Annotated in this window: 13 protein-coding genes; 5 read left to right on the top strand and 8 right to left on the bottom strand. The window is 68.0% G+C overall.

Annotation, left to right across the window (positions count from 1 at the left end; genetic code table 11):
* Nucleotides 1-79 precede the first annotated feature (79 nt).
* From AC0IYU_RS00910 to AC0IYU_RS00900, 3 genes are all read left to right on the top strand, one after another.
* A complete protein-coding gene (locus AC0IYU_RS00910) occupies nucleotides 80-1,735 on the top strand; it encodes an ankyrin repeat domain-containing protein (protein WP_472111898.1) in 1,656 nt (551 codons plus the stop codon).
* A 327-nt stretch (nucleotides 1,736-2,062) separates the two neighbouring features.
* The gene (locus tag AC0IYU_RS00905; protein WP_472111895.1) at nucleotides 2,063-2,473 is read left to right on the top strand and encodes a hypothetical protein; all 411 of its coding nucleotides are present in this window, start codon (nucleotides 2,063-2,065) and stop codon (nucleotides 2,471-2,473) included.
* Between the two features lie 63 nt (nucleotides 2,474-2,536).
* Entirely contained in the window at nucleotides 2,537-3,046 is a 510-nt protein-coding gene (locus AC0IYU_RS00900; protein ID WP_472112712.1) for a GNAT family N-acetyltransferase, read from the top strand.
* A 44-nt stretch (nucleotides 3,047-3,090) separates the two neighbouring features.
* On the opposite strand, the gene AC0IYU_RS00895 is transcribed toward AC0IYU_RS00900, so the two are convergent.
* The gene (locus tag AC0IYU_RS00895; protein WP_472111892.1) at nucleotides 3,091-3,705 is read right to left on the bottom strand and encodes an O-linked N-acetylglucosamine transferase family protein; all 615 of its coding nucleotides are present in this window, start codon (nucleotides 3,703-3,705) and stop codon (nucleotides 3,091-3,093) included.
* The gene (locus AC0IYU_RS00890) at nucleotides 3,654-5,183 is read right to left on the bottom strand and encodes an O-linked N-acetylglucosamine transferase, SPINDLY family protein (protein ID WP_472111889.1); all 1,530 of its coding nucleotides are present in this window, start codon (nucleotides 5,181-5,183) and stop codon (nucleotides 3,654-3,656) included. Before AC0IYU_RS00890 ends, AC0IYU_RS00895 begins: the two co-directional genes overlap by 52 nt.
* 328 nt (nucleotides 5,184-5,511) lie before the next feature.
* Here AC0IYU_RS00890 and AC0IYU_RS00885 point away from each other — a divergent pair, with 328 nt between their 5' ends.
* Nucleotides 5,512-6,393 (top strand): alpha/beta hydrolase, encoded by an 882-nt coding sequence (locus tag AC0IYU_RS00885; protein ID WP_472111887.1) that lies wholly within the window; start codon nucleotides 5,512-5,514, stop codon nucleotides 6,391-6,393.
* An 83-nt stretch (nucleotides 6,394-6,476) separates the two neighbouring features.
* Entirely contained in the window at nucleotides 6,477-6,905 is a 429-nt protein-coding gene (locus AC0IYU_RS00880) for a DUF1801 domain-containing protein (RefSeq protein ID WP_472112709.1), read from the top strand.
* Here AC0IYU_RS00880 and AC0IYU_RS00875 read toward each other — a convergent pair.
* The 6 genes from AC0IYU_RS00875 to AC0IYU_RS00850 all read right to left on the bottom strand — a co-directional run bounded on the left by AC0IYU_RS00875 (nucleotide 6,902) and on the right by AC0IYU_RS00850 (nucleotide 11,931).
* Nucleotides 6,902-7,450 (bottom strand): P-loop nucleotide/nucleoside kinase family protein, encoded by a 549-nt coding sequence (locus AC0IYU_RS00875; RefSeq protein WP_472111884.1) that lies wholly within the window; start codon nucleotides 7,448-7,450, stop codon nucleotides 6,902-6,904. The genes AC0IYU_RS00880 and AC0IYU_RS00875 overlap by 4 nt on opposite strands.
* Nucleotides 7,451-7,495: 45 nt before the next feature.
* The gene (locus AC0IYU_RS00870) at nucleotides 7,496-7,693 is read right to left on the bottom strand and encodes a hypothetical protein (protein WP_472111881.1); all 198 of its coding nucleotides are present in this window, start codon (nucleotides 7,691-7,693) and stop codon (nucleotides 7,496-7,498) included.
* A gap of 101 nt (nucleotides 7,694-7,794) precedes the next feature.
* Complete coding sequence (mgrA, locus tag AC0IYU_RS00865; RefSeq protein WP_472111878.1) at nucleotides 7,795-8,835, bottom strand: L-glyceraldehyde 3-phosphate reductase; 1,041 nt, start codon at nucleotides 8,833-8,835, stop codon at nucleotides 7,795-7,797.
* Between the two features lie 153 nt (nucleotides 8,836-8,988).
* Nucleotides 8,989-9,960, bottom strand: coding sequence for an ABC transporter substrate-binding protein (locus AC0IYU_RS00860; RefSeq protein WP_472111875.1), 972 nt, complete (start codon nucleotides 9,958-9,960; stop codon nucleotides 8,989-8,991).
* Between the two features lie 31 nt (nucleotides 9,961-9,991).
* Nucleotides 9,992-10,321 (bottom strand): 4Fe-4S binding protein, encoded by a 330-nt coding sequence (locus AC0IYU_RS00855; RefSeq protein ID WP_472111873.1) that lies wholly within the window; start codon nucleotides 10,319-10,321, stop codon nucleotides 9,992-9,994.
* Nucleotides 10,318-11,931, bottom strand: a complete 1,614-nt coding sequence (locus AC0IYU_RS00850) for an FAD-dependent oxidoreductase (protein WP_472111871.1) — start codon at nucleotides 11,929-11,931, stop codon at nucleotides 10,318-10,320. The genes AC0IYU_RS00855 and AC0IYU_RS00850 overlap by 4 nt, the downstream gene beginning before the upstream one ends.
* Nucleotides 11,932-11,999 lie beyond the last annotated feature (68 nt).

The raw sequence follows: 11,999 nt of genomic DNA, 5'->3' as shown, positions 1-11,999 counted from the left end.
TTGGCTTCCTTGTGACGATCCACCGCCTTTTGTGCAGCCGGATTTGCGGGTCATCGGCGTCTGATGCACGGAGGTTTTCATGAAGCGCATTCCCGCCCGGCCCGACATCGGCCACCTGAAGAAACAAGCCAAGGAACTGCTGGCGCTCTACCGCAGCCACGACCCCGCGGCCCTCGCCCGCTTTCGCGATGCCCTGCCGGCAGCGGCGGCCAAGAACCCCATCACCATCGCAGCCCTCGGCCTTCGCCTGCACGACGCACAGTCCTGCGTGGCGCGCGAACACGGCTTCGCGTCGTGGGCCGACCTGCAGGGCTTCGTGCTCGCGCGCAGGGCGCAGGCAGACGACCCGGCCCGCGCGGTGCTGCACTGGCTGCGCCTCGTGTATGCGGGCGACATCGCCGGCGGCAACTACCGCGCGCGGCCTGCAGTGGCGGCGCGCATGCTCGAAGACGACCCGGCCCTGCCCGGCAGCGATCCCTGGCTGGCCTGCGCAATCGGCGACGAGGCCGCGCTGCGCCGGGCCACCGCGCAGGACCCCGGCTGGATACACCGCGCGGGCGGACCGCTGAACCTGTCGCCGCTCGTGGCCGTGACGCACTCGGGCCTGCTGCGCCTGCCGGCCTTTCGCGATCGCCTGCGTGCGTGTGCCAGTTACCTGCTCGAGGCCGGCGCCGATGCCAACCAGTCGGCCGGCAGCCGCTGGCCGCCGGCCTCGCTGGCTGCGCCCTCCGACACCGAACGCCTCAGCGCGTTGTACGGTGCGGCCGGCCAGAACCACGACCCCGTGCTCACGCAGCAGCTGCTCGGCGCGGGCGCCGACCCGAACGACGGCGAGTCGCTCTATCACTCGCTGGCGCAGCCTGCATGCACGCTGTTGCTGCTGCAGGCCGGCGCGCGTGTCACCGGCTCCAACGCGCTGTACCGCGAACTCGACTTCGACGATGCAGCCACGTTGCGGCTGCTGCTCGCGCACGGCGGCGACGCGAACGAGCCGGCGCCGGGTCCACCGTCTTCGGATTGGGGCACGCCGCTGTTGTGGGCGATTCGCCGCCGCCGCTCGCCGGCCCACATCGAGGCCTTGCTGGCCGCGGGCGCCGATCCGGCCGCCACCCTGCCAGACGGCACGCCCGCCCGCCTGGTGGCCCTGCGCTTCGGCCTGACCGAAGTGGCGCGGCTGCTGGAGGCCGCGGTCGGCGACAGCACGCCGCTGCCGCCGGACGAGGCCTTCGTCGCCGCCTGCGCGCGCGCTGACGAAGCGGCGGCGCGGCAAATCCAGGCCCAACACCCCGGCCTTATCGCCACGCTCGGCGACGCCCGCCTGAAGCTGCTGCCCGAGCTGGCGGCCCAGGGCTGCGGCGACGCGGTGAAGACGATGGTTGCGCTCGGCTGGCCGCTCGAAGTGCGCGGCGGCGACATCGACGGCTCGGCGCTGAACCAGGCCGTGTTTCGCGGCGACGTGGCGCTCGCGCGCTTCCTGCTCGAGCACGGCGCGGACTGGCGCACGCTGCACGGCTTTGGCGACGACGCCCGCGGCACGCTGTCGTGGGCGTCGCTGAACGAGCCCGAGCCCGGGGGCGACTGGCTCGGCTGCGCGCAGGCGCTCGTGGCGCATGGCATGCCGGGGGCGCGGCCGGACCCGCAGGCGCCCGACAGCGTGCTCGTCGGCAGCCAGCGCTACTGGTTCTCCGAAGAGGTCACGGACTTCCTGCTCGGCGTGTCCCCGGTGCAGGGCTGATCCAAAAAAAACGGGCCCCAGCGGGCCCGCCAAAGATCGCCCATCGCGCGGCGCGAACGCCGCGCGATACCGACCCACCTCGAACTCAACCTGCTCTTTTCCCCCTCGTTCTTTTCTCTTGCTCCTCGGTTCAAAGCGCCCGAAAACGCCCCAGAGAAGAATTGCTGCGAATTCTCTTGGGCATCGCGCGCAGCGGTTGCGCTGAATTCCTCTATCGATAGTTGGGGATTGCGGGTCGGCTCGGGGCGCGCTTCGGCGCGCTACATTCGGCGCACGGCAGCCGCGCCCCGCACCTGCAGTTCCATTTCCTGAGGCGAGTACCAAAGCATGTTCTTGCGAATCCTCAAGCTGTTCTTCGTGATCGTGGCGATGTTCGCCCTGGGTGCTTTCACCTTCCTGCATGGCTTGACGGCATGGCGCGCCGGACAAGTGACCGTCCGGCGAAAGGGAGCCCAGCCTTTTGTCGCAACCGTCGATGGGGAATTCCCCCTCACGTTCGCCACAGAGGTCTGGGGGTTCATGATCATCGGGGCAGCCCTCGTGCTGCTCGGCGTGGCAGGGATCTTCAGTCTCCTCCTCGCCACCCCCGCAGAGCGGCGATCGAGGCTGGACCGCATCGGTGCCGCACCGCATCGCGCCTCCAGTGACATGGACATGTCGTGGAAGACGGCGCTGGCCGTCATCGGCGCGGTGCTGGCCTTGGTCTTCTATCTGGCGTTCCGCGTTCATGCGCCATAGCGTTGCCTGGACCGCCAGTTCAAACCCTTGATTTTTCCGACAGAGGACGGTTCCTTGATTTCAGTGCAGCCAGCGCAACCCGACCAATGGATGACCTATCGCGACCTGCGCCTGCGGGCGCTGCGTGACACTCCCGATGCCTTTGGCAGCACCTATGCGGCGGAAGCGCAAAGAACCGATGCGATGTGGGCCGACCGGATTGCCGCGGCAACCTCCTCCGGCAAGGACCGCGTGCTTCTTGCGTTCGATCGCCAGGACGCCTGCGGCCTGGTGTGGTGCAAGCTGTCGTCCGATGAGCCGGCCGTGGCCGACCTGTTTCAGATGTGGGTCGATCCTGTGTCGCGCGGCGCGGGCGCCGGCCGTGCCTTGCTCGAAGAGGCCATTGCCTGGGCCGAACGCGTCGGAGCGAACCGTGTTCGTCTGGGTGTCACTGCTGCGGAAACGCCGGCGATGCGCTTGTACGTGGCTTGCGGCTTCCGCCCCGTCGGTGTGCTGGAGCCGCTGCGTGAAGACTCGGGTCTCATGGTGCAGCCGATGAGCCTGGCCTTGGGTCCTGGCGCATCGACAGGCTGAATTTCGCGACGTCGTTCGCGCCTCCACCAACCTGCTGTTTGGTTTCAATCTCTTATCGTGATGTGCTCGGGCGGCAGGTTGCTCCGATGCCGCTCCCACATGGCTGCAAGCGCCGCCTCCATGTGCCGGGCGTACGCCTTAGGCTTGAACAGCGGCGAAGCGCTCCGGTTGCGGCCGAGTCGCTCACGCAACCCGCGCAAGCGTTGCGGGTCGGCTGAAAGCGCCAGCGCGGCCGCTTCGTAAGCCTGCACGCTGTCGGTCACCAGCTCCTCCAGCCCGATGGTGCGCAGCAGGCTGGACGCCACGCGCGACGCGAACGTCTGACCCCGCAAAGTCAGCACCGGCAGGCCCGCCCACAGCGCGTCGCTGCACGTGGTGTGGGCGTTGTAGTGGAAGGTGTCCAGGAAGAGGTCGGCGTGCACATGCCGGCCAAGATGCTCGGCCAATGGCGCGCGCCTGGCGAAGACGATTCGATCGGGACCGACACCGCGGCTGGCGGCCTCTGCCCGCAGCGCGGCCGACGCGCTCTCGCTGCCCTGCAGCAGCCACAGAACGCTGCCGGGCGTGTTGCCGAGTATCCGCATCCAGACGTCGAAGGCGTCCGGCGTCACCTTGAAGAGGCTGTTGAAGCAGGCGAAGACGAAGCCATCTCTCGGCAAGCCGAATGCTTGCGGTCCGCGTCGACCGCCGCAATCTGCTTGCGGTCGTCGTTCGGCTGGTAGCAGCCGGGCATCAGCACGACCTTCTCCGTGTAGTGCGGGCAGTCCTCCGGCCCGATCAGGTGCGCGTCCGCGACGATGTAGTCGATGTAGTCGCAGCCCATGGTCCCGGGGTAGCCCAGGTAGTTGACCTGCACCGGGGCGGCACGCGCGGCAAAGATGTTGGGCCTGGCGCCCTCGCTGAACCCGTTCAGGTCCACCGCGATGTCGAGCCCGAGGTCTTGCGCCATTCGGGCGATTCGCAGGTCGCTCTCGCCTTCCACCGTCATGAAGCGGTCGAAGGCGCCGGCAATGCGCCGAGTCATCGCGTCGGCCACCGCCGGCCCGATGGCGAACCCGTACCACTCGAATTGCTCTCGGTCTGCATGCTCGAGCATTCCGACGATCAACTGCGCGGTCGCGTGGTCGTAGAAGTCGCTCGAGAAATAGCCCACGCGAAGCTTGCGTCCCGGCTCGCGCGCCACAGCGGGCGCCGCCGGAGCCTTGGGCGGGTACAGCGCGCGCGCACAGGCGCGTGCGCCGCGCAACTGCGTGGCCGGACCGGCCGGCACAGCCAGAAGAACATAAGGTGGCGCAGCTTTCTCACCGGCATCGACCCGCCTGACGGTGTCTGCAACGAGTTCGCGCCAGCCGTCCCAGCGGCACGCATGCAAGGCGGCCAGCAGCAGGTGGCCCCGGGCGTAGTCGTCGGAAGGTGGCAGCGCCGCCATGCGCCGGTAGCTCGCGAGCGCATCGTCGTTTCGGCCCAGGGCGATCAGCGATTTCGCGCGGTTCATCAGCGCGGCGACGTCACCGGGAAACAGCTTCAGTGCGCGGTCGTAGCTGTCCACCGCTTCGGCGTGGCGTCCCAGGGTGCAGAGCACCTGCGCCCGACCGGCCCATGCCCTGAACGACCCGGCATACAGCGAGGTTGCGCGGTCGTAGTAGCCGAGCGCCTCGGCGTTGCGGTTCAGCTCGCGCAAGGTGCTCGCCAAGTTGGTGTGCAGCTCGTGCGAGCCCGGCCTCTTGCGATCGGCGCGGGTGAAGAAGTCGCGCGCGCGCTCGTGGTCGCCGATGGCGCTGTGTGCCACGCCCAGCTCGTGCAGCCCTTCGAAGAACTCCCCCGCCTTGTGCAGCGCCCGTTGCAGCGAGCTGATGGCGGCGCGGCACCGACCCCGCTCGATCTGGACCTTGCCGAGGTAGTAAAGCGCCTCCGCCGAGCAGATCGGCGAGCGTGAGGCGTCGAGCAGATGCGCCTCGCATTCCTCGATACGGCGTTGGTTGCCGCACACGTAGCCCAGCAGTTCGTGGACCGTCGGGTTGTGCTGGTCGACGGCGGCCAGTTGACGCAACAACGCCTCCGCCTGGTGGTGCTGGCCCGCCCGGAAAAACTGCTGTGCGAGCGACAGTTGCGCACACGCCGACGGCATCGATGTCATGGCGGAGTGAAAGTCGAAGACGGGGCGCATTAGAACCTGACTTGGCTCGTCAGGAAAGTCCGAAAAGCGACGGATCCTCTGCTTCGAAACCCGAGGCGCGCGAGCTCGTCAATGCGCAGGTGGCACAGCGATGCAAACGCATGCGGACTTTGGTATCTAGTTTTCGTGTAATTAATTGCTTTGGCTTATGAACACCCCAGGCGCACGCCTTGCCGGCGTCGAAAGTTTGTTGCGCACGCTGCATTTGCATTGACCGCGTGGTGCGCCGCGCTACGCTGCGTCCGCGATCCACTGCAACGCCTACTTTTTTTCGGAACAGGACATCTTCATGCGACTCACACAGCGGCTACTCATCTTGGTTGTCAGTTGTGCGCTCCTCGGCGCATTGGCAGCGTGCGGAGGTGGGGGTGGTGGAGGCGGCGGTGGCGGTGGTGGCGGCGTTTTCATTCCTCCCGCCGCACCCGTCACCACGACGCCCGCTGCGCCAACGCAGGCCCCGGCAGGCCGCACGGCAGCCGACAGCATCCAGTCGGCGCGCACCGGCGCGACGTACCCGCTCAACATCTACGTGCCCCCCTCTTACGACGGCTCCTCTGCGCAGTTCCCGATCATCTATGCGATGGACGGTGACGCTGCGAATGCACCCAACGGACGGTTCGCGAACTTGAAAGCCATCCTCGAGCGGCGCGGCGTGGAGGCGATCCTGGTGGGCATCGGCAACACGGCACGCAGGAACACCGACTACACCTTCCCCGGCGCCCTTGCGTACCACGACTTCCTGACGACCGAGCTGGTGCCTTACATCGAAACCAAGTACCGCGCCGACGTGTCCAGGCGCATGCTCACCGGGCATTCGCTCAGTGGAAGCATGACGGGGATTGCGCTGTTCCTCGAAGGTGGAAGCAATTCGCTCACCTTTTCGTACTTCCTGTCGTTCGAGGGGTCGTACGGCTTTCAGGAAGCGCAGATCGACGACCTCGAACAGAAGATGTACGACGCCCGGAAGAACAAGACATTGCCTGCGACCCTGATCCTCGCGCGGTGCGACGTCACCGCGACTTGCAACTACGCGCAGGTAGACCACATCTATCAGAAGCTCCTGCAGCGCGCATACCCGGGGTTCACGCTCGTGGAGAACACCTATTCGACCGGTCACGTGGCCACGGACATCCCGGCTTTCGAAGACGCGATGGCGTTGATCTTCAAGTAGGCGCGCGCCATCGAACGGCGCCGAATCCCTGCCTGGCTTCCAGGACCACGATCACGACCATGATCATGACCATCACCAAGACCATGACAAAGTCGCAAGCGATCCAGGACCCGCCCGCATCGGAACTCATCTCGAAAAAAATCGCCGACCTCGGCGACTGGCGCGGCGACACGCTTGCCCGAATGCGCGAGCTCGTGCACGAGGCGGACCCGGACGTTGTCGAGGAGTGGAAGTGGATGGGCACGCCGGTTTGGTCGCGCGACGGCATCCTCTGCACGGGCGAGACTTACAAGAAGGTCGTGAAGCTCACCTTCGCCAAGGGCGCTTCCCTGAAGGACCCGGCCGGCCTCTTCAATTCGAGTCTCGACGGAAACACCCGCCGCGCGATCGACATCCATGAAGGGGAAGCAGTGAATGCGGCCGCGTTCAAGGCGCTGGTCCGCGAGGCGATTGCGCTCAACAGATCCGGCAAGTCGAAGCCGTCCAAGCCGTCGAAGAAGGCCTCGTCCTAAGCGGCATCGCCGCTGAACGGGCACGACGCCGTGGTTGCGGACGTGTCGTTCCGCACCCGGACGACGATGGCGTGCGCCGCCTCGCGCGCGCTGACCGCAGCCGTGTCGATCACAAGGCGCTGCGTGGTCCACGGCAAGTAGTCATGCTGCTGCACGCACGCCCAGGTCGGCGGTACAAGGCCCGGTACATCGACAACTCTCTGCTCGACGCGACGCCGATGCGCATCGGCATCCGAGCACACGACTTCGATCTCCAGGATCTGCGAAGCAGCCTCCACCGCCACGGCCCGCCAGGCCTGCCGCGTTACCGGCAACGGATTGACGCAGTCGGCCACCACGTGGTGCCCCAACGCGAGGTTCGAGCGAGCCAGTGCATACGCCACCACATAGCCCGCAGGCCCCACCTCACCGGCCAACACGCCGGCCGAGCGCAGCGACTGCTCGATGGTGTCGATGCGCAGGAAAGTGGCAGGCAGCAGCGCGACGATTTCGCGCGCGATGGTGGTCTTGCCGGTGCCGGGCAAGCCGCCAAGAACAATCAGCATCAGTTGGTATCTCCAGGTTCGGTGTTCAACCACCTGGAGACGAGTTCACCATGAATGCGGCAACAAGGCCAGCACGGCAGCCGCGTGCAGCCTGCGCATCGCGCGCGCCGGCACGTAGCCGTGCGGCGCACGGCGGGCCACCGCGCGCGGCGAGCTTTGCGGAATGCGCCAGGCCTTGGCCGTCAGCGCGAGAACTTGGCGCGCCTGCGCGGCCGGGGAAACTTGAAGGGTGCGAAATAACATGGCAGTGATCGAATGAACGCTTCTGCCGATTCTGCGCAGCACCGCCCTCTTTGCCAAAGACGGATTCCAAGTTTCCTGATGCGCTCAATGCGCTGACCGCTTCACGCGAAATCGGTGGACGGCTTCTCCCACAGGTTGACGCCGCCTTCCACCGCGTACATGTCGATCTCGGCCAGTTCCTCGGCGCTCAAGGGCGCGTGCGACAGCGCCGCCACGTTGTCGACGATCTGCTCGGGCCGGCTGGCACCGATCAGCGCGGAGCTCACGCGCGGGTCGCGCAGCGTCCACGTCAGCGCGAGCTGCGCCAGCGTCTGGCCGCGGCGTTGCGCGATCTTGTTGAGCGCGCGGGCACGCTCCACGTTGGCCTCGGACAGGTGCTCCTGCTTGAGCGAGCCGCCGCCGGGCCGGTTGATGCGTGCATCGTCGGGAATGCCGTTCAGGTACTTGTCCGTCAGCAGGCCTTGCGCCAGCGGCGTGAAGGCGATCACGCCCGCGCCCAGGTCGTCGGTGGCGGCCAGCAGGTCTTTCTCGATCCAGCGGTTGAACAGGTTGTAGGCCGGCTGGTGAATCAAGAGCGGCACCTTCCACTCGCGCAGCAACGCGGCGATTTCGCGCGTCTTGCCGGCCGAGTACGACGAGATGCCGATGTACAGCGCCTTGCCCTGCTGCACGGCCTGGGCCAGCGCGGAGGCGGTTTCCTCCAGCGGGGTGTCGGGGTCGAAGCGGTGCGAATAGAAGATGTCGACATAGTCCAGGCCCAGGCGCTGCAGGCTCTGGTCGAGGCTGGCGAGCACGTATTTGCGCGAGCCGCCGCCCTTGCCGTAGGGGCCGGGCCACATGTCCCAGCCGGCCTTGCTAGAGATGATGAGCTCGTCGCGGTAGGCCTTGAAATCTTCGCGCAGCAGGCGGCCGAAGTTGGTCTCGGCGCTGCCGTAGGGCGGGCCGTAGTTGTTGGCCAGGTCGAAGTGGTTGATGCCCAGGTCGAAGGCCGTGCGCAGCAGCTGGCGCTGCGTGGCGATGGAGGTGGTGTCACCGAAGTTGTGCCAGAGCCCGAGCGAAATCGCAGGCAGCACGAGCCCGCTGCGCCCGACGCGGCGGTAGGGAATGGCGTCGTAGCGCTTGGAGTCGGCGTGGTAGGTCATGGGTGTGTCTTGTCTTGACGATGGGTGAATGAGAAAGGCCGCATGCCTGGGCGGCACGGGACATTCGAGGATGCCCGCGCCTGCGCGGGGCTGCAAGCATGCCCACGCCGCGAGCGCGTGCTTGGCGGCGCCGGGATGCAGGCTGGCCGATGTTCAGGCTTCGGGTGCGCGCCATTGCGCGAGCGCGAAGTCGCGGCTCACGAGGTTCTCGGCCAGCAGGAACTTCTTGACCTCGTCGAGCAGCGCCAGCCCTTCGGCCGGGTACGCCGCCTCGGGCAACTGCGACAGCGGGTGCGACACCTTCACCACGTCCAGCGGAAATCCGCTGACCTCCGCATGGAAGGCGTAGTACGCATCGCTGTCGCGGCGGATCTCCTGCAGCGCGGTGCGGCGCGCGCGCGTCCATGCGGCGGGAAGCCCGGGCGCCGCCGCAAGCAGCTTGTTCGACGCCACGATCACCGAGGTGCCGCGCAGCGTCGGATGCCTGTCGGCCTCGTCGATCACCGGGTAGCCGCGCGAGGCCAGCAGCGGACCGACGTCGATCTGCGCGGCGAAGGCGGCGATGGAGCCTTGGTCGAGCGCCGCTTCACCGTCGCGCGGGAACATGTGGATGACCTTGACCGACTTCTGCAGGCCGTGCTCCTTCAGCAGGCCCAGCACGTAGCGGTGCATGTACGAGCCGCGCGCCACGCCGATGGTCTGGCCCTCCAGCGCCTTCACGCTGCGCACGCCGTTGCGCGGCGTGAGCAGCCACACGTTCATGCCCACGGCGTCGAAGCCGACGAGCTGGGTTTCCAGGCCGCGCGAACGCGCGACGATGGCCGGCGTGTCGCCGTAGATGCCCACGTCCAGCGCGCCCGCCACGAAGGCTTCGTTCAGGTCGGGCCCGTTCGGAAAATTGCGCGTGGTCACGTCCTTGAAGCCGAGCGCCGCCAGCTCGCGCTGCAGGTGGCCCTGGCGCAAGGCCCAGCCGGTGGCGTTCGCGGGCTTCTTGCCCGGGCCGATGTAGCCCAGGCGCAGCACCTGGCCGGCGCCCTGGGCGATGGAGAAAGCGGGCAATGCGCTGGCGGCGGCCGCGGCCATTGCGCCACGTAGCAACCGGCGGCGACCGGAAAGATCGGACATTGATGAACTCACAGGAAGAAAAAGAAAAGAGTCAGTGCGCGCGGCGCAGCAATTCGAAGCTCGCATCGGCGGACGCCGTCGACTGCCGCCCCTTGCCCCAGCCGATGGCGCTGCGGTAGCTGCCCATCAGCGCCTGCGCGGCGGCGTCACGCTCTTCGGCGGTGGCGCTGCGGTCGGCGATGGGCGCGACATAGAGCGCGTCTTCGGGGCAATACAGCTCGCACATGAAGCAGGTCTGGCAGTCGTCCTGGCGGGCGATGCGCGGCGGGCCGCCGGCCACCGCCTCGAACACATTGGTCGGGCAGGCGTTCACGCAGATGTTGCAGGCGGTGCAGCGTTCGGCGCTGATGACTTCGATCATGCGAGCTCCTTCACGGCCTGCTGCCGCACCCACACCTCGTCCAGCCCGCCGCTGAGCAGGCGGTGGCGTTGCGCGGGGTCGAGCACGACGTGTTCGCGGCGGCGGTGCATGCCGCGGGTTTCGGTGCGCTGCAAGGCGCTGCGGTACATCCAGCGCGAGGTGGCGAGCATGGCCGCGGCCTCGCGTGCGCGCACGGCCTCGGTGGGCGTGGCGGCGGGCGCGCTGGTGCGCAGGCGCGCCCACAGCGCATCGAGCCGCCCGAGCGAATCGCGCAACACGTCGCCTTCGCGGAACCAGTTGCGCTCGCAGGGGAAGACCTCCGCCTGCACGGCGCGGATCACCTCCTGCGCGTCGAACGGTGTCGCTCCGCGCGTGGACAGCGCCACGCCGCCTGCGCGCAATGCCGTGCGGTTGCTGCTGGCGCGTGCATCGCGCCCGAACGCCGCCGCACCCGCGCCGGCCCAGAAACCGGACGACAGCGCCCACGCCGCGTTGTGGCTGCCGCCGCCGGTGAAGCCGCCGCAAATCAGCTCGCGCGTGGCCGCGTCGCCCGCCGCGTACAGGCCGGGCACCGAGCTTGCGCAGGTGTCGTCGACCAGGTGCAGCCCGCCGGTGCCGCGCACCGTGCCTTCGAGCCGAAGCGTCACCGGGAAATGCTGGGTGAACGGGTCGATGCCCTGCCGGTCGAACGAGACGAAGAAGTTGGGCTGCGCCGTGCGCATCCAGGCGCGGATCTGCGCGTCGGCGCGGTCCAGGCAGGCGAACACGGGCTGCGACTGCAGGGTCTGCGCAATCACGCCGCGCCCCTTCGACGAGCCCGCGCCCTCGATCGCCACGCCCTCGGCCGTGTAGAACGTGGCCCAGTTGTAGAACAGCGACTTGGTGACCGAAGAGAACGCCGGCCCCAGCCCGTAGGCATTGGAAAACTCCATGCCCGAGAGCGCCGCGCCCGCCTCGGCCGCCATCAGCTGGCCGTCGCCGGTAAGCACGTTGCAGCCGAGCGCGCGGCTCAGGAAGGCGCAGCCGCCCGTGGCGATGACCACCGCGCCGGCGCGCACCACCCAGGTGTCGCCGCGCTGGCGGTTCACGCCGGTGGCCCCGCAGACGGTGCCGTGTTCGTCCACCAGCAGCTCCAGCGCGGGGCTGTGGTCGAGGATGCGCGCGCCCGATTCCTTCACCCGCTTGCGCATCAGCCGCATGTATTCGGGGCCCTGCAGCGAGGTGCAGCGCAGTGCGCCCTGGTCGTCGGCCGGAAAGGGGTAGCCCCAGTCCTTCAGCCGCTCGACGTTGTCCCAGGTCTGCGCGAGCACCCGGTCCATCCACGCGTGCTCGGCCAGCTGGCCGCCCATGGCGTAGCGGCTGGCCTTGGCCTCTTCACGTGCGTTGCCATCGGGCGACACATGCCACAAGCCGGTGCCCGAAGGCGCGGTCGCGCCCGAGGTGCCGCAGAAGCCCTTGTCGGCGAGCACCACGCGCGCGCCCTGCGCCGCCGCGCTCACCGCGGCCCAGGCCCCCGCCGGACCGCCGCCGATCACCAGCACATCGGCCTGGTGCCGGACGGTGCCGTCGGCCCCCGACAGAAGCTGCCCCTCGAAATCTCTCGCGCCCATGGTCGGTTGCCTCGTGATGCAAAGAGAGCGACCGTATCAATGGAGGGCGCGGGGCACAAAGAAGGAAA

This window comes from Variovorax sp. AC103, assembly GCF_979254005.1.
Note: the sequence above shows the minus strand (reverse complement) of the source record. Positions and strands in the feature narration are given on the sequence as shown.

Bases quoted from the DNA above. Each gene is read 5' to 3' on its own strand.
- AC0IYU_RS00885 (WP_472111887.1), top strand. From the start codon at position 5,512: ATGCGACTCACACAGCGGCTACTCATCTTGGTTGTCAGTTGTGCGCTC.
- mgrA (WP_472111878.1), bottom strand. From the start codon at position 8,835: ATGACCTACCACGCCGACTCCAAGCGCTACGACGCCATTCCCTACCGC.
- AC0IYU_RS00880 (WP_472112709.1), top strand. From the start codon at position 6,477: ATGACAAAGTCGCAAGCGATCCAGGACCCGCCCGCATCGGAACTCATC.
- AC0IYU_RS00850 (WP_472111871.1), bottom strand. From the start codon at position 11,931: ATGGGCGCGAGAGATTTCGAGGGGCAGCTTCTGTCGGGGGCCGACGGC.
- AC0IYU_RS00855 (WP_472111873.1), bottom strand. From the start codon at position 10,321: ATGATCGAAGTCATCAGCGCCGAACGCTGCACCGCCTGCAACATCTGC.
- AC0IYU_RS00890 (WP_472111889.1), bottom strand. From the start codon at position 5,183: ATGACATCGATGCCGTCGGCGTGTGCGCAACTGTCGCTCGCACAGCAG.
- AC0IYU_RS00870 (WP_472111881.1), bottom strand. From the start codon at position 7,693: ATGTTATTTCGCACCCTTCAAGTTTCCCCGGCCGCGCAGGCGCGCCAA.
- AC0IYU_RS00910 (WP_472111898.1), top strand. From the start codon at position 80: ATGAAGCGCATTCCCGCCCGGCCCGACATCGGCCACCTGAAGAAACAA.
- AC0IYU_RS00860 (WP_472111875.1), bottom strand. From the start codon at position 9,960: ATGTCCGATCTTTCCGGTCGCCGCCGGTTGCTACGTGGCGCAATGGCC.
- AC0IYU_RS00905 (WP_472111895.1), top strand. From the start codon at position 2,063: ATGTTCTTGCGAATCCTCAAGCTGTTCTTCGTGATCGTGGCGATGTTC.
- AC0IYU_RS00875 (WP_472111884.1), bottom strand. From the start codon at position 7,450: ATGCTGATTGTTCTTGGCGGCTTGCCCGGCACCGGCAAGACCACCATC.